Source organism: Pseudonocardia sp. GCM10023141 (genome assembly GCF_042653605.1).
Window position 1 is genome coordinate 61,968 of sequence record NZ_JBHSIR010000042.1, and the last position, 19,812, is coordinate 81,779.

Here is a 19,812-nt window from a genome sequence, read left to right on the forward strand (position 1 = left end):
GCCGACCCCGTACCCTTCCGGAATGTCGTACGCCGAGGCGAACCCGGAGGCGCCGCGCTTCGCGCCCCCCGTGACGCGGCCGGACAACCTGACGGCGCTCGTCTTCGCAGCCATTCGGGACAAGATCGTCGACTCATCGCTCCCGCCCGGCAGCTCCGTGAGCGAGGCATCGCTCGCGGCTCAGCTGCAGGTCAGCAAGACCCCGGTCCGGGAGGCGCTGCTCAGGCTGCGGCACATCGGCCTTGTCGAGCCCGGCGGACGGGGACTGCAGGTGATCCAGCCGTCGATCGCGGGCATCCGGGACGCCTTCGAGTTCCGGGCGGGGATCGAGGCGATGGCAGGCCGCCACGCGGCGAACCGCTCCACCCCGGAACAGCAAGAGCGGATCCTCGAGCTCGCCAGCCGGTCCCAGGAAGCGGCGGAGGGGCACGACGACGCGAACTTCCTGCGCTGTGACCAGGAGTTTCATCTTGCGATCGCCGACGCCGCGCGCAACGGTGTTCTGCGGGAGGCGGTCGAGAACTCGATCATCCTGACCCGGGCCCTGCGGCGCCGGGACGTCACCGCGCGGCGCGACTTCGTGCCGGACGCCCGCGAGCACATCGGCATCGCCGAGGTCATCCGGGCGGGGAGTCCGGAGCTGGCCGCGACCCGGATCGCCGATCACATCCACCGCATCATGCTGGAGATGCTCGACATCGATCTTGGGCCCGTTTCATCCTGACGGTGCTCACGGACCGGTTTCGGGTCGGCCAGGGAAGGCGGCCAGCACCAGCTGTCCGATCCGGCAGAGATGGTCCTCCAGCTTCCCGGCGGCGGCGTTCGCGGCGCCGCGAACGACGTGGGTGGCGATCTCGACGTGCTCCCGGCCGTCCGGGACGAGGTCTCGGTCCACCCGGACGTCGCGCTGGCGCAGGGCCAGGGTCAGGACCACGGAGTCCCCCACGGCCCGGCAGAGTGCGGGATTGCCGGCGGCTCCGGCGATCGCCAGATGGAAAGCTCGGTCGAGCTCGAGGAACTCGGCGACACTGCCGGCCAGGGCGGCGTCAAGCGACTCGTCGGCGAGGCGGCGGATCCGGCTCGCCTCCCGGTCCGTCCGGCGGCTCGCGGCGTACCGGCCCGAGGCGCTCTCCAGTACCGACCGCAGCTCGAAGGCTGCCCGGATGGTGGCGGCCGAAGGGGCGACCACGCGGAGCCCGGTTCGCCCCGGTTCGACAAGCCCGATGTGTCGCAGCCTGAGCAGCGCCTCTCGGACCGGCGTCTTGCTGACCTGTAACTGTGCGGCCAGCATCGCTTCGCCGACGCGGCTGCCCGGTGGCAGGGAGGCGTCGACGATCCGGTCTCGGATGGCGATGAACACCAGGCTGGTGAGGGTGTCGGAGCGGGCGGGCAGCGGCTCCAGGACGGCGGGTGCCGGGGGCACCTGCTGGGCGGAAGACGGCATGGACGCACCTCGACGGCTCGATGATCGAGCACTCAGTATATCGGATGTCACCGCCTTTCTTGGCGTCGGAGAGCCTGTCTGCCTGGGAAATCGACGCATCGTGAGGAGATCGCGGTGTGGACGAGGTCGAGCAAGGTGTTCCAGGATGCTCAATGGAGGGTTAGAATATACGAGATATCAAATGTGAGAGGAAGCCATGACGGACTCCCTACTGCCCCGCATCATCAGTGTGGACGACCACATCATCGAACCCCCCGATCTCTTCCGGCGCTGGTTGCCGCAGAAGTATCAGGACCGCGCCCCGCGTGTGGAGCGGCGCCTGATCAGCAAGGCGTCGACGCTGTTCAACGGCCTGGTCGAGGACCCGGACGGGGCCCCGGGCGACGTCTGGTTCTTCGGTGACTCCGCCTATGTACTGCGTCGCCCCATCCTCGTGCTGAAAGACGTCGAGACGACGGCGGAGATGCGGGGCAACGAGACCGTGACCTACGACGAGATGGACCCCGCCTGCTACGACCCCCAGGCTCGGGTCAAGGTGATGCAGAGCCAGCACGTCGACGCCTCGTTGGCGTTCCCGACCTTCCCGCGCTTCTGTGGCCAGGCGCTGAGCGAGCAGACCACGGACGACCGCGACTTCGGGCTCGCCTGCGTGCGGGCCTACAACGACTTCATGGTCGAGGAGTGGGCGGGCGACTCCGGAGGCCGGCTCATCCCGTTGCCGGTCGTCCCGCTGTGGGACCCGGCGCTCGCCGCCGCCGAGGTGCGCCGCAACGCCGCCCGCGGTGTGCGCGCCGTGGCATTCAGCGAGATCGTCGGCCACCTCGGTTACCCCAGCATCCATGACAAGAACTGGGACCCCTTCTTCGCCGCCTGCGAGGAGACCGGCACAGTCGTGTGCATGCACATTGGCTCGTCGTCGAAGATGATGCCGCTGCCGCCCGGCGCCCCCGACGTCGTCACCACCACGGTGCAGTTCACGAACTCCTACGTGTCCATCGCGGACTTCGTGTTCTCCGGTGTCCTGGTGCGGTTCCCGAACCTGAAGCTCGCCTACTCCGAGGGCCAGGCGGGCTGGTTGCCCTACGCGATGGAGCGGATGGACCACGCCTACCTGCACCACACGTGGGGCCACGGCGAGGAGCCGATGCCGGAGCTGCCGTCGGCCTACATCCGGCGCAACGTCTACGGCTGCATCTTCGCCGACCGCCACGCCATCGAGAACGCCCGCAAGATCGGGATCGACAACCTCACCTTCGAGGTCGACTTCCCGCACGCCGACGGGCCGTTCCCGAAGACCTACGAGCACCTTGCCGAACAGTTCGACGGCGTCGATGCGGAGACGACCTACAAGATAATTCGAGGCAACGCCATCAAGCTCTTCCAGCTGGGCTTCGACAAGGACCTCACTTTCGACTGGGACGCAGCCGCGCGGGTCTGAGTGAGAGCCACGATGGCCCCTCCCGGTCAGGAGGGGCCATCGGCGTCAGTCACGCAGCAGCGCTGCGTGCTCGGCCACCACGTCCCGTACCGCGGCGACGAACCCCCGAAGGTCCGCGGGGGTGAGGGCGATGGAGAGCGCGAGGTAGCCGCGGCGCGCGATGTAGTACCCCCGCGCGATGAGCTCCAGATGCAGCAGCGCCCGCTCGTCGTCGGCCGGTCGCACCTGCTCGGGGCGCTCGATAGGGCCGCGCTGGAAGTGGATTCCTACCAGCGAACCCAGACCGGTCGCCTGCATCGCCACCCCGACGTCGGCGAAGACGTCGTTGAGCGCGTCGCGCAGCCCGTCCCCGCGCTCGTTGAGGGCGACCGCCTCCTCGGGCGTGAAGACCTCGCGCAGGCCCGCTGCCCCGGCGGCCATGGTGATGGTGTTGTTGTTGAACGTCCCGGGGTGTCCGAGCGTCGTGGGGTGGCCCGGGTCGTACCGCTCCATGATCCCCCGGGCACCGCCGAACGCGCCGAAGGTGAACCCGCCCCCGAGGTACTTGCCGAAGGTGGTCAGCTCCGGTGTGATGCCGGTCCGGCCCTGTATCCCGGACGGGCCCAAGCGCGAGGTCATCACCTCGTCGAACACCAGCAGGATCCCCAGCCGGCTGGTCGTGTCCCGCAGGGCGTGCAGGAACTCCGGGGTGCCGGGGATGACACCACCACCGCCGATCACCGGCTCGACCACCACTGCGGCGAGGTCCGCGCCGTGTTGCTCCAGCAGCGCGACCGTGCCGGCGACGTCGTTGAAGGATCCGACGACAAGGGGGTATGGCACATTCAGGGGAGCGGCTCCACGGAAGCTGAGCACGCTGCCGTGGTAGCCGCCTTGGAACACCAGTACGCTCCCGCGTCCGGTGACCTCTCGCGCGGTCGCGATCGCCATCAGGTTCGCCTCGGTGCCCGAGTTGGTGAAGCGCAGCAGGTCCACGGAGGGGAAACGGGCGCTGAGCAGGTCGGCGAACTCGACGTCATACGTGTTGGGGCCGCCGAACGCCATTCCCTCGTCGAGGGCCTTGCGGGCCGCCCCGATGATCGCCGGGTGGGAGTGCCCGTAGAGGCCTGCGGAGTACTCCCCGAGCAGGTCTGTGTAGACATGTCCGTCGAGGTCGGTCAGGTGCTGGCCCTGCCCGCCGACGAAGGTGACCGGGAACGGACTGTAATGCAGCCCCGTGCGCGTATTCCCGCCGGGCATCGACCCGGCCGCAGTGCTGATCCGCTCCGCGCTGCGCGGGTTTGCCTCGGCGTAGCGCTCCTCGGCCGCCCGGAGCGCCGCCTCGATCCCGGCGCTCACCGCTCCACCCCGGCGCGGAGCGGGACGTCGATGTCCAGCCAGCCGTGCGGCGTCACCGTCGCCGCCTCTCCGGAGCGGATCAACACAGTGGTGGTCGGCGACTCGAACAGCGCCGGGCCCGGGATGCGGCTGCCCGGCGGCAACACGTCCAGCGCGTGGACGGGAACGTCGACCCAGCCGTCCAGGTGCACCTGTCGGCTGCGCGGCTCGGCAACCTCGACGGTCGAGGGCTGCAGCGGGGCCGCCTGCAGCTCGGGCAGCTTGCCGATCACCGTCGTCCGCGCGTTGACGATGACGACCTCCTGGCCCGCTGCGTGGTAGGAGTAGAGCTCCTCGTGCCGCTCGTGGAAGCGGGCCACCACCTGCTCGACCAGGTCGTCTGCGTGGAGGTCGACGCCGTCGACGGGCACGGTGATCTCGAAGATCTGCTCGCCGTAGCGCATGTCGAGCGCGCGCCGCACCTCGACCGTGCCCGGGAAGCCCTCCAGCCGGCCGCGTCCCTCGTCCTCCATCCGCCGCAGGACATCGCGCAGGCCCGCTGCCGACATCGTCGACGCCTCGCCCACGTGCGAGCGCACCAGTTCGTGCCGGAGGTCTGAGGCCAGCATCCCCCAGGCGGAGAGAACCGAGGCGACGTTCGGAACGACGACCCGCCGGATCTCGAGCAGCCGGGCCACCTCGGTGACGTGCAGACCCGCCGCCCCGCCGAAGGAGACGAGCGCGAAGCGGCGGGGATCGACCCCGCGCCGCACGGACACGATCCGAATGCCCTCCGCCATTGTCGTGTTGACCACCTTGGTCACGCCTTCGGCGGCGCTGACCGCACTGAGGCTGAGCTCTGCGCCCAGCCGCTCGAGCGCGGCGGCGGCGGCGGTCGCGTCGAGCGCCATCCGCCCGCCGAGGAAGCGCTCAGCACCGAGACGGCCGAGGACGACGTTCGCGTCGGTCACGGTGGCGGTGGTGCCGCCGCGGCCGTAGCAGGCCGGGCCGGGGGCTGCACCCGCGCTCTCCGGCCCGACGTGCAGGATCGCGCCGGCGACGTGGGCCATCGATCCCCCGCCCGCGCCGAGTGTATGGATGTCCAGCGTCGGCAGCGATACCTTCGCGATCCCCACCTGCTTCTCACCGGTGAGCTGCGCCTCGCCACCCTGCAGCAGCGCGATGTCGGTGCTCGTGCCGCCCATGTCGAAGGTGATCAGGTCGCCCTCGCCGATCAGCCGCGCGATGTGCGTCGCCGCCGCGATGCCGCCCGCCGGACCGGAGAGCACCGCACCGGCAGCGAGCCTGCTGGACTCTGCGATCGTGGCCACGCCGCCGTGCGAGTGCATGATCATGACCTCGCCGCTGTACCCGGCGTCGCGCAGCTTGGCGCTGAGCCGGGACAGGTAGGAGGACAGGACGGGCCCGACGTAGGCGTTGACGACGGTCGTCCAGACCCGCTCGTACTCCTTGATCTGGGGCAGCACCTCCGACGACAGCGAGACGTAGGTGTCGGGGAGGGCGGCGGCCAGTGCCTCGCCGGTGACCGCCTCGTGCTCGGCGCTGCGGTAGGAGTGCAGGTAGCAGACGGCGACGGCCTCGACGCCCAGAGCGGCCACCTGCTCGACGGCCTCCTTCAGCGACTCGGCTGTCAGCGCGGTGGCCACGGTGCCATCAGCCCTGATGCGCTCCTTGACCCCGATCCGTCGGTGCCGGGGGACCAGCGGGACCGGCGGGGCCATGCGCACGTTGTAGCGGTCCTCCTTCATGCCTTCGCGCATCTCGATCACATCGCGGTGCCCGTCCGTGGTGAGCAGTGCGACCTTGGCGCCCTTGCCCTCCAGCAGCGCGTTGGTGGCCACCGTGGTCCCGTGCACGATCCGTTCGGTGCGTGCGAGCAGTTCGGTGCGGTCCAGCCCCAGCTCACCCGCGAGGACGCGCAGCCCTTCAAGCAGCCCTTCCGACGGATCGGTGGGGGTTGACGACGACTTGGCGATGACCACGCGCCCGTTCTCGTCGACCGCGGCGACGTCGGTGAAGGTGCCGCCGATGTCGATCCCGATGCGAAACATGCTCAGCTCTCCCGAGAGGTATCGGTGGTGAGGGCGGACACGAAGCCGTTGCGGAGGTCGTCAGTGCGGGCCTCGGGGGACCGCTGTTCCGGTGGCCCGAACCCGCCGCCCCCTGCGGACTCGACGAGGAACACGTCGCCGGGCAACACCGGCACGTCGATCTCCTTCGTCTTGAGAAACCGTTCGGTGCCCTTGCTGAGCAGTCGGTAGCGGTGGGGCAGCCCGTCGCAGCCGCCGAGCATCCCGTACGAGGGGTGCCGCACGCCCTCGCCGGCGGTGTTGGCCACGGCTGGCTCGGCGGTCTCCATGACCAGCCTCAGCACCGAGCCTGCGCCGCCACGAAACTCGCCGTCCCCGAAGGAGTCCGGCCGGAACTCGTGCTGTTCGAAGAACAGCGGGAAGCGTGTCTCGGCGACCTCGATTGAGCCGAACTTGGAGCTGCCCATGGCCTGGCCCTCGCCCGCGGTCTCCCAGCCGTCGCCGATGGGGGAGGCCCCGGCGCCCGGTCGGGCGTGGAACAGGTGCCAGATGAACTGCCGGTCGGTGCGGGGGTCCACGCCCTTGATCGCGATCCGGAAGCGCTTGCCCCAGCCTGCGATGACTCGGTCCGGGCAGGCTTGTGACATTGCCTTGATGACCGACTCGGCGATCTCCTGGGCGCAGTGGTTCGTGGCGAGGGTGACCGGCGCCGGCGCCTTCGCCCACACCACCGTGCCCTCCTTGGCGATCACCTCGACCGCCCGGAACGTGCCGGAGTTCTTGGGAGTACGGGGGTCGACGAGGAACGTCAGCGCCATGTAGACCGCCGACATCATGTTCGGGTAGGACGAGTTGACGAAGCCGGTCACTTGCGGATGCGAGTCGGTCAGGTCCACCGTGAGCGAGTCGCCTGCGACGGTGACGGTGGCCCGGACGTGGATGTCCTCGGCGCCGTGGCCGTCGTCGTCGAGCACCGATTCGCCGGTGTATGTGCCGTCGAGCCAGGTTGCGATGCACGCGCGGGTCTCATGTTCGGCGCTGTCGAGGATCGTCTCGATCGACTCCCGGACGACGTCGGCGCCGTACTCGTCGAGCAGCGCCAGCACGCGACGCTCCCCGATGTGGGCGGAGCCGACCATTGCGCGCAGGTCGCCGAGGAACTCGTCCTGGTGGCGGACGTTGGTGGCGATCATGGTGATGACGTCGTCGCGGATCTCGCCGGCGTCGTGCAGCTTGAGCGGGGTGATCCGGATGCCCTCCTGCCAGATCTCGGTGGCCGCGGGGTTGTAGGCACCGTGCGTCGAGCCGCCGATGTCGCTCTGGTGTGCGCGGTTGATCGCCCAGAACAGCAGTGTGCCGCCGTGGAAGATCGGCACGAAGGCGGTGAGGTCGGGCAAGTGGTTCCCGCCGTGGTACGGGTCGTTGAGCAGGAAGACGTCGCCGGGACGGATGCGGTCGCCGAACTGATCGATGACCGCACGCACCGCCCACGGCAGAGAGCCGACGTGGATCGGCACGTGCTCAGCCTGGGCGATCAGCCGGGCGTCCCGGTCCAGGATCGCGGTGGAGAAGTCCCGGCTGGAGTTGAGGATCTGCGAGTAGGCAGTGCGCAGCATCGCCTCGCCCATCTCCTCGACGATCGCTTCGAAGCGATGGGTGACGACGGACACGGTGACTGGATCGACCACGGAGGCGGCTCCCTGCTCGGGGGACAACAGACGGGGCCCGGCCGCGGGGCGAGGTGGTCGCGGCAGCGGGGATTTTAATATATGGTACGCGAGATATGTTCGGCTGCCTAGGTGGTCGACCCGCTCGTCGACAGGAGCCCCTACGTGAGTGTGATCATCACTGTTGCGCCGACCGGGCCGATCGCCACCAAGGCGGACAACCCGGCTTTGCCGACCCAGCCCGTGGAGATCGCCGACCAGGTCGCGGCCGCGTACCAGGCCGGGGCGGCCGTGGCTCACCTGCACCTGCGCGACGAGCGGGACCGCCCCACGGCCGATCTCGACATCGCGCGCCGCACGATCGACCTGATCGCCGAGCGCTGTCCCATCCTCGTGCAGCTCTCCACCGGTGTGGGGCTGTCCGTGCCGTTCGAGGAGCGCGAGAAGCTGGTTGAGCTGCGCCCGGCGATGGCGACCCTGAACCCATGCAGCATGAGCTTCGGGGCTGGGGAGTTCCTCAACCCGCCGGCCGGGGTCCGCCGGCTGGCGGCGCGGATGCAGGAGCTGGGCGTGAAGCCGGAGCTGGAGATCTACGACACCGGTCATCTGGACGCCTGCCTGCGTCTGCGCGACGAGGGGCTGCTTGCCGAACCACTGCAGTTCAGCATCGTGCTGGGGGTGCGCGGCGGGATGGCCGCGACGCCGGACAACCTGATGATGATGGTTCGCCGGCTGCCGGCCGACGCGGTGTGGCAGGTGATCGCCATCGGGCGTGCCAACCTGGAGCTGACCTCGATCGGCCTAGCGCTGGGCGGCAACTGCCGGGCCGGGCTCGAGGACACCCTCCATCTGCGCAAGGGCGAGCTGTCCGACGGTAACGTCCCGCTGGTCGAGCGGGCCCGCAGGCTCGCCGAAGGCCTTGATCGCGAGGTCGCCGACGTGACCCGGGCGGTCCTGAAGTTGCAGCTCGCCGAGGGGACCGGGAGCTTCCTGTGAGCGATCAACTCGGAGGTCCGAGCGTCGATCTCTTCGAGGCGATGGAGACCTGCCGCTCGTTGCGCCGGTTCAAGCCCGATCCGGTGCCGGACGAGCTGTTGGAGAAGCTTGTGCACTACGCCACTCGTGCGCCGAGTGCGGGGAATACCCAGCTGTGGCGGTTCATCGTCGTCACCGATCCCGAGGACCGGCGCTGGTTCCGGGACATGCTGGCCGAGGCGGTGGGACCGCGCCTCGCCACGGTCCACCCGGACGACGACTCCCAGGCCGCGCGCAACGCGCGGATGTACCGACGGTTCATCCTGGAGTTCGACCGGATCCCGGCGTTCGTGCTGACCACGGTGGAGAACGCCTTCCCCAATAAGGAGCGGCCCGACCCGAGGTTCATGTGGTCCACGGTGTACGCGGCCACCCAGAACCTGCTGCTGGCCGCCCGGGGACTCGGGCTCGGGGCCGCAATGACGACGAACCACCTGGAGAACGAGCCTGCGGTGCGGGAGCACTTCGGCATCCCTGCCAGCGTCGGCATCGGAGCGACGGTGCCGGTCGGCTTCCCGGAGGGCCGGTACGGTCCGCTCACCCGCAAGCCCACCGCCGAGGTGATCTACCGCAACCGCTGGGGTGGGCAGTAGCGCTGAAGGCCCACGCTGTCGCTCGGGCACGTGACGCGGAGTAGCCGTGCGGTCGATGCCATGACGGCGGTTCCACAGGCCGAGTCAGGTTGAGGTTGACGCGCAGTAGTACGCTAGATATCGTATACTGCGGCAGGGTCGGTATTACTATGGATTCCTTTTGAGGTACGCCGCTCGGTTCAGCCACTCCGACCGTTCGCCCCGACGTACACCAACTCGTACACCAACTCGTGCGCCGATGCGTGCACTGCGTTGAGTCCGTCGGTGAGGAATTGCAGTGGCTCATGACTTGATCAGCGCGCAAGCAGATTGCACATGAAATGTCAGATGTGACGACTGCCAATGCCGCCCATACGAGGAACCCGGGGTGAAGATGGCCGTCGGATCCGGTTCCACCGAACTGACGATGGATGGCCCGCTTCACCGCATGTCCGCGGGCCGCCTGAGGGTGGCCTTGACGGGTCTCATGCTCGCACTGTTCGTCTCGATGTTGTCGAGCACGATCGTGGCCAATGCGCTCCCGCGCATCATCGGCGACCTTGGAGGGAGCCAGACGGGCTACTCCTGGGTCGTCGTCGCTACCCTCCTCGCCCTGACGGCCACGACACCGATCTGGGGGAAGCTCGCCGATCTGTTCGACAAGCTCCTGCTCGTCCAGGTGGCGATGCTGCTGTACTGCGCCGGGTCGTTGGTGGGGGCGTTCTCGCACTCCATGACTGTCCTGCTGGTAGCCCGAGCCGTCCAGGGCATCGGGGCGGGTGGTCTGTCGGCGCTCAGTCTGGTGATCGTGGGCTGGGTCGGGACGCCGAAGGAACGCGCGAGGTTCTCCGGGTATCTCGGGGCTGTCTACGCAGTCGCTACCCTCGCTGGCCCCCTCATCGGGGGTGTGATCGTGGACTCGCCCCTCGGATGGCGTGGATGCTTCTTCGCCAGCCTGCCGATCGCGGTTGTCGCGATGGTCCTCCTGCAATTGACCCTTCGCCTGCCGCGGGGCCGCAGTCCGGTCCGCATCGACCTCGCCGGATCAGCACTGGTCGTCACCTCGGTTGGTCTTCTCCTCGTCTGGACGAGCCTGGTCGGGCAGCAGTTTGCATGGCTCTCCGTGAGCACGGTCGGGATGCTTGGCGGGGGCCTCGTGGTCGGTGTCGTCGCGGTGGTCGTCGAGCTCCGACACCCGGAACCGGTCCTTCCCCTTCGCCTCTTCCGGAACCGCAACGTCCTCATGTCCACGCTCGCCTCGGGCCTTCTGGCAACTGTCGCCTTCGCGGCGACGCTCTATCCGGCCCAGTACTTCCAGCTCGCCCGCGGTATGAGCCCCCAGGCCGCGGGTTTGATGACGATGACGACCGTCGGCTCGCTGGCTCTGGCGAGCGTCGTGTCGGGAAGGAAGATCAACGGGCGGTACTGGCGGGTGTGGCTCGTGTCGGGCACGGGAGCCGTCGCGCTGGGGTCGGGGCTCCTCGGGACGGTGGACGTCCATACCCATTTGGTAGCGGTGGGGGTCTACCTCGGCGTGCTGGGGCTGGGCCTTGGTCTGACGACGCAGAATCTGGTCGTCGCGGTGCAGAACAACGTCGAGTTGAGCGACCTGGGTGCGGGGACTTCGATGGCGAACTTCGCACGGTCGTTCGGTGGAGCGGTCGGCGTGTGTGTTATGGGCGCTGTCTTGTCGGCGAGGACTGCGACGGTGGTCGCTGACGGGTTGTCTGGCCCAGGCCAGGAAACCGGTCCGTTGCCTGAGCCGGGCCGGATCCCGATCCTCGAGACGCTGAGTACACCGGTTCGTGAGCTCTACAGCAGTGCCTATGGGACGGCATTCGGCGAGGCGTTCCTCGCGATCGCCCCAGTTGCCTTGCTCTCCATCGTGTGTGTTCTCCTCTTGCGGCCGGCTGTGCGCACCGACGACGCGGTGCCCATGCCGCCGGAGATCACCGCTTAGGGACAATGAGTGTTTCATACTTGATTGGTCGAGTTGGGCAATCCACGTGGTGTTAGACGCCGACGGGATGAGTCCGCCGCGGCGGAGTGATGTTGATCGGGAGAGGTTCTGTGCGTTCATCGGTGGCGACGAGCCGTTGCCACCGGCGCTGACCTGCTGTGACCTTCATGGCGTCAAATTGCGTCATCTCACGAGCCTTTCGGGAAGCCATCGTCTTTGCTTCGGCACCGCTTCCGATCCGGCCCAGAACTGCGCTCGGTGCGTGATTCACCCGAAGTCTCGGGCGCGCCGACCTGCCCCCACCTGACCCCGTCGGAGAGGGCGTCCACGGCGCCCGGAATGACCTGTCTACGGGAGCAGGTACGTGCGGAGGAACGCGTCGATGAGGCGTTCGGTCGCCGGACCGACCTCGGGCAGTGCCGCACCGTGGGCCTGGGGGAAGCGGCGCATCGTCACTGTGACTCCCTCGTCGACCAGGCGACGGGCGTAGGCGTTGCCTTCGTCCCGGAGGACGTCGTAGTCGCCGAGGACGACGAGGGTCGGGGGTAGTCCACGGAGGGTGGACGCGTGGACGGGCGAGGCGTACGGGTCGTGCGCGTCGGCTGGTGTGGTCAGGTACATCTCCCACATTTCGAAGGCATGCCGGCGGGTCATGACGTAGCCCTCGCCGAACAGGCGCATCGACTCGGTGCTGCAGCCGCTGTCAATGGCCGGGATGTTGAGTACCTGCCCGGCGAGTATTGGCCCACCCCGGTCTCGGCTCATCAGCGCGACCGCCGCCACCAGGGTGGCGCCGGCGCTGCCGCCGCCCACTGCGATCCGGCTGGGATCGACGCCGAGGTCAGCCGCGTGGGACACGGCCCAGGCCACCGCCGTGTAGCAGTCCTCCACGGGGATGGGGAACTTGTGTTCCGGTGCCATCCGATAGTCGACGTCGACGACTACGACGCCGAGTTCCCGGGCGCGGGTGGCGTGCACCGCGCCGGTGACCTGCAGCACTTCGCCGCCGCCGATCCAGAACCCGCCACCGTGGAAGTGCAGGTAGACCGGCATGTCGCTCGCGCCGACCGGCCGGTACACGGTCGCGCTGATGGACCCGGCGGTACACTCGGCGCAGCCGGCCCAGCCGCAGGTTCCCGCTACCGGGATGCGGACCTCGGTCGCGTCGACCCCGTCGACGGCCGGCGCCCCGGCCGTTGCGGCCCGGATCATCTCCGCCGTCCGGGCCTGCTGCGTCGTCCGCAGCTTTGCAACCTCGGCGAACCACGCGTCCCGCTCGCGTGGATCGGTAGGTGGCTGTCTGACGGCGGGTGCCGGGTTGCTCTCCACCAGGGGCGTGACCTGCTCGATGATGTCGCGAAGTTGCGATTCCTTCACCAGTTCCATGGACGCGAACGATAAGACTCTCGTCCGAGGTTGTCTATATCAGATAGCGTATCTGATACACGGTACTTCCGAGAGTGTCGGGACTCTGAGGCTCCGCAGTAGTCGCGGCGCCAGTGCCTGCAAGAACGACGTCGTTGCGGACGCGCCTGGTCATGCGGCACGCTAGCCCCGGTTGAACGGTGCGGGGGAGTCGACGGTTCGAGGCTCGATTTGTCGTGTTGAAGTCAGCTGGCCGCTCGATTGGGAAGCGACTCGGCGGCCAGGGTTAGGAGGGCCGGCACCGCCGGGGCCCAGTAGCGGCAGTAGGTCGCGATTGTGTGCCGGTAGTCGGTGCGGGGATCTAGCTGCAGGGTGGGTGCCAGGCACGTCGCACCGGCACGCGACAGCGCGTTGGCTGCGGCGGAGGCCGACCCGGCGCCATCCGTCCATGCGCCGACCATGAGGGAGAAGGTCACCTTCCCGACAAGCAGGCCGCTGGCGCACCGGTCCGCGAGCGAGCGCGGCAGCGGCCCGCTGCCAGTCGTCACCACTAGGACCAGGTCTGCAGCGGCCACGGCGGAGCGCAGGTCACGGAAGCCCGGCGTTGCCACCGAAACCTGTGCGGTCGAACCGCCCGCGAGCGTCCGCGCGACCTCAACGGCCACCGCCGGGGCCGAGGACAGCGCGGCCCCGGGTTCGGCTTCGATCTGGAGTCCGTACAGGACGAGCGCACTGGTCATCGCGATGCCTCCTCGGAGGCCCGGGCCATGGTGGTCCCGGGCGCGGACAACTATCTTGACCAGAACATATCACAGTGTCGACGATCGCAATTGATTTGCTATGTAGAACGGCGTTACGGGACTGCTGGGTAGGGCGCGAAGGTGCTGGCCGCAGGCCCGTTCGCGTCGGACCCGTCGGAAATGGGCGGCATGACCACGAAGCCGTCATCTACTGCCCGAGACGAGGACGTGGATCGTCCGCCCCGATGGCTTGTTCACGGAGTTCCTCGGGCTGGTCGCGCGGCCGATGGGTCAGTGGGCGCCGGTGTCGGCGATGGTGACTCTGATGGTCGAGCCCGGCTTCGATGCCTCCGTCGTCCAGGCGTTGGTGTCTCCTCGGAAGAGGTGGGGCTGGCTTGTCGCAGCGGGCCGTTCGGGTCCCCGGTTACCGGCTCGGGGCCAAGGCGGTGAAGAACTTGATCGCCAGCGACACGTACGTCCGGCCCTCCTGCGAGCAGTGACCTGCTCGACCGCCTCGATGGCGATGGCAAGGCGCTCGCCGGCATCGTGCCGGGGGTGTTGTAGGGGGTGGCTTCGGGACCAAGCCGTGCCTCGGCCGGGTCGAGCGGGTGTGGCTCGCGGCGTCCGTGAGGAGCAACCTCGGGCGCGGACGAGTGCTGGAGGGCGAGGACGGGTCGGTTCCATCGAACATAGCATTTCGTTGACGATCGTCGCTCAATATTGCTATTTTCGTTCGAGGTCGTGACAGTCCGAACCCTGGTGCGGGAAGCGGTGATCACGGCGGTGCTGGGACTCCCGGAGAGTCCGGAGTCCGAGACGAGAGGCAGGGACCAAGCTTGAAAGCCGGAGTCTTCTTCAACTGGCAGAACACAACCGACTGGGGCCGGTACCTGGCTAAGGACCGGTCGCCGCAGGCGGTGACCGACCAGCAGGTCTACGACGAGGAGCTTCACCTCGGCGACTTGGTCGAGCCGCTGGGCTTCGACTCATACTGGGCGATCGACCATTACTTCACCCCGTACGGCATGACGGGCGGGGCACTGCAGAACCTCACCCGGTTCGCCGGCAAGACCAGCCGGATCGACGTCGGCACCATGGTCGTCGTTCTGCCCTGGTACGACCCGCTGCTCGTGGCACACCAGATCAGCGTCCTGGACAACATGCTGCAGGGTCGCCAGCTAACCCTCGGCATCGGGCGAGGCGCGTCGCGCCGGGAGTTCGGACCGCTGGGCATCCCGATGGGCGAGGCCCGGGGCCGCTTCCTGGAGTCGCTCGACGTGCTCAAGCTGGCGCTCACCCAGGAGTACTTCTCCTACCAGGGCGAGTTCTTCCAGTTCGACGAGACGAGCATTCGGCCGCGGTTCCGTAACCCGGAGAGGATCCTGGACCGGATCCGCATCGCGTTCAACAGCGCGGACACGCTGCCGATCGCGGCGGCCACCGGGTCGGGCATCTTCATGACCGGCCAGAAGAGCTTCGACTCCTACCAGAAGGACGTGTCGGAGTTCAATCGTCAGCGCGCGGAGCGGGGCTGGGGGCCCGTGCAGCCCACCGTGACCGTCAAGGTGGCGTGCTTCGACACGGAGGCGGAGGCGTGGGACGTCGCCTCCCGTTACATCCCGGAAGGGATTCGCAACTCCTACAGGCACTACGAGATCTTCGGCTCGGCGACGATGGGGAACGCGAAGGGCTACGAGCAGTACGCGATGCCCTCCAGCAAGGAGCCAACAGACAAGGAGATCGTCGAGAAGGAAGCACGGCCGCAGGTGTGGGGAACGCCGGACCAGGTTGTCGAGAAGATCCGCCAGATTCAGCAGAAGACCGGGGCGGACGAGATCGTGTTCAGTTTCAAGTACGGCACCATGCCGGTCGACGTGGCGGAGCGCTCGATGCGGCTCTTCGCGGCCGAGGTACTGCCGCGAGTACACGCGATGGAGACCCCGCTGGACCCGTGCCTCTCCGGTGCGGTCGCCGTCGGCGCCCCGTAGTCGGCGCGGATCCAGACGTGCCCGCCGCCCTCTCCGGACGGTGGGCGCGTGGCGTTCAGCTCCAGGCCGCGGCGCTGCGCAATCGGTCATCGGTGGGGTGGCGTTCCCGTTTCGGCGACGAACCGCTGGGTGAAGGTGCGTTCGGAGACGTGTACCCGTGCCGGGAGCTCGGCGACGGGATGTCATCCGCGATGTGGGGGAGGAGTTCGTCGAGCAGGGCGCGGATCCGTCGTTCGATCTCGTCGCGGAAGGGCGTACACCGTCGACGGTGAGGCCGTCGGGGTCGTCGAGGACCCATTCCTCGTAGCGTTTGCCGGGGAATACGGGGCAGGAGTCACCGCAGCCCATGGTGATCACCACGTCGGCGGCGCGGACGACTTCGTCGGTCCAGGGTTTGGGGTATTCGGCGGCGATGTCGATCCCGCGTTCGGCCATCGCGGCCACGGCCGCGGCGTTGATGGTCTCGCGGGGTTCGGATCCGCCGGACCAGGCCACGGCGCGGTCCCCGGCGAGGTGGGTGAAGAACCCGAGCGCCATCTGGGAGCGCCCGGCGTTGTGGGTGCACAGAAACACCACTACCGGGGTCCCGACCAGGGCTTTGCCCTCGACCTTGGCCAGGGCGCGGAGGCGTTGGCGGGCGAACTTCTCGGCCAGCAGCGGGAGGAAGTTGAGTACGACGGCGCGGCCTGCGAACTCGTCGTAGGAGGAGTGCAGGAACCGCTCGATGGTCTCGGTGCCGAAGGTGCCGTCGAACTCTCGCGCTAGAAGACTTGGGCCGACGAAGTCGGTGTGATCGGGTCAAGTTCGGGTTCATGCGGCAAGTCCGGCCTCTGGGTGAGTTGGTCGAGGGCGCGCTGGTAGTTGCGGGCGGCCGCGCGTAGCGCGGTGGGTTCTGGCGGTGTGGGGTCGGTGAGCTGGGCCAGGCCGGGCTGCAGGACACGGGTCTGAACGTGGGTGATCAGCATGGCGTGGTGCAGCCAGGTACCCGGGTTCTATGGGACGGGCGGATGACCAAGGCCGTCATCGAGCGCGCCTTGCAGGCCGAGATGACCCACGAGCTCGGCTACGAACGTGATGACCCAGCCGGTGCCGACTCGGGCAATTCGCGGGTCCGGCCCGCGATCTTCGCCCAGCTGATGCCCTTGATCGAGGCGCGTACCGCCGAACGTGTCCTGAGCGACGCCGACGCGTCTCTTGGCGATGTGCACCGCCGCGGCCCAGCCCGGCCAGCTGGCTGCCGTCGCCGGACTCCACGGTCCCGTGGGCGCCGACGGGCCCGACAGCTTCTCCAAGCTCGCGGCCCAGGTCCATTTCGGCCACGCCGAATGCGACATGACGCCTGAGGCCCTCGGCGAGCCCAACCAGGCCCTGGCCGCCGCGGGTGTCGGCTACACCTCCGAGATCTTCCCCGGCACCATTCACGGCTTCACCATGTCCGACACCGACGCCTTCGACCCCTCCGCGCTGCAGCGCCACTGGGACCGCCTGCTCCCCCTCCTCGACCGCACCCTGACCAACAGCTGAGACGGCGGCTCGTCGCTGCCCCACAGCTTTGAGCCCAGGTCTGAGATGCGAGCCCCTCGGGCCGGTGAGTGTCCACGTCGTGGTGTCGGCCGCAAGGGCGTCTACGGCGTCGGACCGCGATGGCTGCGCCAACCCTTGCCCCCGCCACCACCAGGGTGCAATACGGCCAGGACGATGGGGACGGGGGAGTAGCCACAACACCCGCCAGTGCGGTCTGTTCGCTCGCCGCGTAGCAGCCCGATCCGGCCCTGCACTGCTGACCAGCACGTCGATCTTGCCGAAGCGGTTCCGCGCCGCCGTGGCCACGGCGGAGGTATGGTCCGCGTCGGTCACGGCGAGGGCTGACCCGAGCGCATTCTCCGGATGGTCGCGGGTCAGCTCGGCGAGCGTCCCCGCGTCTCGGGCAGTCATTACCGCCCGGTCGCCGCGCGCCGGCGCCGTCCGGGAGTTCTCCCGCCTCAGCCCGCTCGAGCTGCCGGTGATCAGCCACGCCTTCGCCACGAGCGCTCCTCTTGGCCCTTTTGGAATCAGGCCATTCTGCGCGCCTGCCGCCCGCGCCCGTGCGTCGAGACATTCGAATTGTGGATGTTCACCTGCGACGTTGCGCGATTGACGCCGCCGTCGTGCCGTCGCGACGATGACGGAGCCGACCGACCCGAGGCGGTGGACCGAAGCGGGTCGGAGGCGAGTGACGAGGCGGCGCGCCGCCGGGACCGCACCGGATCCTCCGGCAGGCGCCCCGGCCCAGCGACCCGCGACCCGCGAGAACACCCGAGGTAGTAGATGTCAGAGAACGTCCTGGTACGACACGACGACCCGACGGTCGCGCGGTTCGAGGACATCCCCACGAGTCTGGTGACGGATGCGTTCCTCCGGCTCGGCCTGACCGGCTGGATGGACGACGTGCTGCCCACCGCGCCCGGCACTCGGATCGCGGCGCGCGCCCGGACCCTTGCCTGGGGCCCGATCCGCGGCGACGGCCGGCTCGGCGAGAGCATGTACGCGGTGATGTCGCGGGTCGGCCCGGGCGAGGTCCTCGTCATGGGCACCGGCGGCACGCACGACAACCTGCTGGGCGACAACATGGCGAGCTTCGCGCAGCGGCAGGGGCTCGCCGGGATCGTCACGGACTCACGCACCCGCGACCGCGACGGCATCCGGGAGCTGGGGGAGCGCGGCCTCGCCGTCTTCTCCCGCGGTGCGGGCGTGCGGCCGCCGACCGAGGTCGAGCCGCGCGAGTTCGACGTGCCGATCACCTGCGGCGGCGCCCAGGTCCGGCCCGGCGACATCGTCGTCGCGGACAACGACGGCGTCGTCGTCATCCCGGCCGACCGCGCCGACGACGTCCTCTACCAGATCGAGGACATCGCCGGGATCGAGCAGGTCATCGGCACCGTCATCGCTGCCGGGGGCTCCCTGGCCGACATCGAGGAGCAGGTCGCGCGCAAGAAGGTCGTGCGGCGGTGAGCCGGGCGGCGGTGACCGGGGAGGAGCTGGACCTGCGCCGGGTCGCCGAGCGCGAGGAGGCACTCTACGACGCGCTCGCGACCAGTGACGTCACGGCGTTCGAGGACCTGTTCGCCGAGGACTGCACCTACATCCACTCCACGGGCATCGCCGAGACGAAGACGGAGAACGTCCTGGGCCAGGCCCACGGCGTCCACCAGCACGGTCGCACCCGCGCCGTCAGCGGCTCGACACGGCTCCTCGGCGAGGTCGCGATCACCCGCGGCCTGATCGACATGCTCGACACCGCCCACGACGAGCCCTTCACGATCCGGCTGCGCCAGACGCTGGTCTGGGTCCGCGAGGACGGTGACTGGCGGCTGCTGCTGCGCCAGGCGACGCGCATCCCGGTCGTCTGACCGGTACGACCCACGCGAGAACGGTGAGCAGATGGTGACAACGCAGTCGGGCCCCTCGACCGGGACGGTCGAGCGGGCCGAGCACGACCTCGACACGGCACTGTGCGGCCCGGACCCCGACCGGCCGGGCGAGATCCTGGCCCCGGGGTTCACGAACGTGCACTTCCTCGGCTTCGCCGAGACCCGGGCCGAGTACCTGACCGGCTGCGCGACGGGCGTGCACCGGCCGGCCGGCATCCGTCGGCTCGGCGGACGGACCGAGGTGTTCGGCGCACTCGCGGTGACCACCGGTCGGGTGGAGGTGGTCGACGGGTCCAGTGCGCGGCGGGGCACCCTGCGGTTCGACCAGACCCTGGTCTGGACCCGCGACGGTGGTGACGCCTGGCGGCTGGCCCACCGCCAGCAGACCCTGGCGCAGGACGGCGGACCCGACCCGCAGGACCGACGGTCCGACACCACGGGCGCGCCCGTAACCGACGACGAGGTCCGGGCCGGCGAGGACGCGTTCCACGCCGCGCAGACCGCGTCGGACGTGGCCGCGCTCGGCGACCTCTTCGCCGAGGACCTGTGGTTCTCCCACACCACCGGCCGCCTCGACGGGAAGGACGCCTACCTCGCCGCGGTCACCGACGGCGCCTACGCCCACGGCGGGATCTGGACGGTGCAGCGCGCGACGCTGCTCGGCGAGGGTGGCGCGGTGAGCACCGGCCTGGTCGACATGGTGGTCCGACCGCCGGGTGCACGGCCCTTCAGCATGCGGTTCCACCAGGTCCTGGTGTGGCGGCGTGGCGAACGGGGCCTGGTCCTCACCGCCCGCCAGGCCACCCGTCAGCCGCTGTAGGGGCA

17 protein-coding genes and 2 pseudogenes are annotated in these 19,812 nt (G+C 69.0%); 10 read left to right on the top strand and 9 right to left on the bottom strand.

Annotated features, from left to right (window positions below):
• Positions 1-22 precede the first annotated feature (22 nt).
• Entirely contained in the window at positions 23-724 is a 702-nt protein-coding gene (locus tag ACFPFQ_RS24935; protein WP_379622870.1) for a GntR family transcriptional regulator, read from the top strand.
• 6 nt (positions 725-730) lie between these two features.
• Here ACFPFQ_RS24935 and ACFPFQ_RS24940 read toward each other — a convergent pair whose 3' ends face one another.
• Positions 731-1,444 carry a GntR family transcriptional regulator gene (locus ACFPFQ_RS24940; RefSeq protein ID WP_379622872.1) on the bottom strand — a complete coding sequence of 238 codons (714 nt, stop codon included), beginning with the start codon at positions 1,442-1,444 and terminating at the stop codon, positions 731-733.
• 196 nt (positions 1,445-1,640) lie between these two features.
• On the opposite strand from ACFPFQ_RS24940, the gene ACFPFQ_RS24945 reads away from it, so the two are divergent.
• Positions 1,641-2,882 (top strand): amidohydrolase family protein, encoded by a 1,242-nt coding sequence (locus tag ACFPFQ_RS24945; protein WP_379622874.1) that lies wholly within the window; start codon positions 1,641-1,643, stop codon positions 2,880-2,882.
• 45 nt (positions 2,883-2,927) lie between these two features.
• Here ACFPFQ_RS24945 and ACFPFQ_RS24950 read toward each other — a convergent pair whose 3' ends face one another.
• Genes ACFPFQ_RS24950 through ACFPFQ_RS24960 form a run of 3 tightly spaced genes read right to left on the bottom strand, consistent with a single transcriptional unit; the run spans position 2,928 to position 7,938 of the window.
• Positions 2,928-4,220: an aminotransferase class III-fold pyridoxal phosphate-dependent enzyme gene (locus ACFPFQ_RS24950; protein WP_379622876.1), complete on the bottom strand. Its 1,293-nt coding sequence runs from the start codon at positions 4,218-4,220 to the stop codon at positions 2,928-2,930.
• Positions 4,217-6,271, bottom strand: coding sequence for a hydantoinase/oxoprolinase family protein (locus ACFPFQ_RS24955; RefSeq protein ID WP_379622878.1), 2,055 nt, complete (start codon positions 6,269-6,271; stop codon positions 4,217-4,219). The genes ACFPFQ_RS24950 and ACFPFQ_RS24955 overlap by 4 nt, the downstream gene beginning before the upstream one ends.
• A 2-nt stretch (positions 6,272-6,273) precedes the next feature.
• Positions 6,274-7,938 carry a hydantoinase B/oxoprolinase family protein gene (locus ACFPFQ_RS24960; protein ID WP_379622880.1) on the bottom strand — a complete coding sequence of 555 codons (1,665 nt, stop codon included), beginning with the start codon at positions 7,936-7,938 and terminating at the stop codon, positions 6,274-6,276.
• A gap of 144 nt (positions 7,939-8,082) precedes the next feature.
• On the opposite strand from ACFPFQ_RS24960, the gene ACFPFQ_RS24965 reads away from it, so the two are divergent.
• The 3 genes from ACFPFQ_RS24965 to ACFPFQ_RS24975 all read left to right on the top strand — a co-directional run bounded on the left by ACFPFQ_RS24965 (position 8,083) and on the right by ACFPFQ_RS24975 (position 11,484).
• Positions 8,083-8,913, top strand: a complete 831-nt coding sequence (locus ACFPFQ_RS24965; protein ID WP_379622882.1) for a 3-keto-5-aminohexanoate cleavage protein — start codon at positions 8,083-8,085, stop codon at positions 8,911-8,913.
• The gene (locus tag ACFPFQ_RS24970) at positions 8,910-9,545 is read left to right on the top strand and encodes a nitroreductase family protein (protein WP_379622884.1); all 636 of its coding nucleotides are present in this window, start codon (positions 8,910-8,912) and stop codon (positions 9,543-9,545) included. Before ACFPFQ_RS24965 ends, ACFPFQ_RS24970 begins: the two co-directional genes overlap by 4 nt.
• Before the next feature lie 373 nt (positions 9,546-9,918).
• Complete coding sequence (locus ACFPFQ_RS24975; protein WP_379622924.1) at positions 9,919-11,484, top strand: MFS transporter; 1,566 nt, start codon at positions 9,919-9,921, stop codon at positions 11,482-11,484.
• A 348-nt stretch (positions 11,485-11,832) separates the two neighbouring features.
• On the opposite strand, the gene ACFPFQ_RS24980 is transcribed toward ACFPFQ_RS24975, so the two are convergent.
• On the bottom strand, positions 11,833-12,870 hold the full coding sequence (locus ACFPFQ_RS24980) for an alpha/beta hydrolase (protein ID WP_379622886.1): 1,038 nt from the start codon (positions 12,868-12,870) through the stop codon (positions 11,833-11,835).
• Between the two features lie 224 nt (positions 12,871-13,094).
• A complete protein-coding gene (locus tag ACFPFQ_RS24985) occupies positions 13,095-13,589 on the bottom strand; it encodes a hypothetical protein (protein ID WP_379622888.1) in 495 nt (164 codons plus the stop codon).
• An 836-nt stretch (positions 13,590-14,425) separates the two neighbouring features.
• On the opposite strand from ACFPFQ_RS24985, the gene ACFPFQ_RS24990 reads away from it, so the two are divergent.
• The gene (locus ACFPFQ_RS24990) at positions 14,426-15,577 is read left to right on the top strand and encodes an LLM class flavin-dependent oxidoreductase (RefSeq protein WP_379622890.1); all 1,152 of its coding nucleotides are present in this window, start codon (positions 14,426-14,428) and stop codon (positions 15,575-15,577) included.
• Between the two features lie 333 nt (positions 15,578-15,910).
• Here ACFPFQ_RS24990 and ACFPFQ_RS24995 read toward each other — a convergent pair.
• Together ACFPFQ_RS24995 and ACFPFQ_RS25000 are read right to left on the bottom strand one after the other, a co-directional pair.
• Positions 15,911-16,303 (bottom strand): annotated as a pseudogene (locus ACFPFQ_RS24995) (three-helix bundle dimerization domain-containing protein); the annotation flags it as partial.
• Positions 16,304-16,338: 35 nt separating this feature from the next.
• On the bottom strand, positions 16,339-16,542 hold the full coding sequence (locus tag ACFPFQ_RS25000; RefSeq protein ID WP_379622926.1) for a hypothetical protein: 204 nt from the start codon (positions 16,540-16,542) through the stop codon (positions 16,339-16,341).
• A 235-nt stretch (positions 16,543-16,777) separates the two neighbouring features.
• Between ACFPFQ_RS25000 and ACFPFQ_RS25005 the strand changes: the two genes are divergently transcribed.
• Positions 16,778-17,101: a dienelactone hydrolase family protein gene (locus ACFPFQ_RS25005; RefSeq protein ID WP_379622892.1), complete on the top strand. Its 324-nt coding sequence runs from the start codon at positions 16,778-16,780 to the stop codon at positions 17,099-17,101.
• Positions 17,102-17,347: 246 nt separating this feature from the next.
• Here ACFPFQ_RS25005 and ACFPFQ_RS25010 read toward each other — a convergent pair.
• A pseudogene (locus tag ACFPFQ_RS25010) lies at positions 17,348-17,872 on the bottom strand (SDR family NAD(P)-dependent oxidoreductase); the annotation flags it as partial.
• A 12-nt stretch (positions 17,873-17,884) separates the two neighbouring features.
• Here ACFPFQ_RS25010 and ACFPFQ_RS25015 point away from each other — a divergent pair.
• Genes ACFPFQ_RS25015 through ACFPFQ_RS25025 form a run of 3 tightly spaced genes read left to right on the top strand, consistent with a single transcriptional unit; the run spans position 17,885 to position 19,807 of the window.
• Positions 17,885-18,568 (top strand): RraA family protein, encoded by a 684-nt coding sequence (locus tag ACFPFQ_RS25015; protein WP_379622894.1) that lies wholly within the window; start codon positions 17,885-17,887, stop codon positions 18,566-18,568.
• Positions 18,565-18,966: a nuclear transport factor 2 family protein gene (locus tag ACFPFQ_RS25020; RefSeq protein WP_379622896.1), complete on the top strand. Its 402-nt coding sequence runs from the start codon at positions 18,565-18,567 to the stop codon at positions 18,964-18,966. The genes ACFPFQ_RS25015 and ACFPFQ_RS25020 overlap by 4 nt, the downstream gene beginning before the upstream one ends.
• A gap of 31 nt (positions 18,967-18,997) precedes the next feature.
• The gene (locus ACFPFQ_RS25025) at positions 18,998-19,807 is read left to right on the top strand and encodes a nuclear transport factor 2 family protein (RefSeq protein ID WP_379622898.1); all 810 of its coding nucleotides are present in this window, start codon (positions 18,998-19,000) and stop codon (positions 19,805-19,807) included.
• Positions 19,808-19,812: the final 5 nt, after the last annotated feature.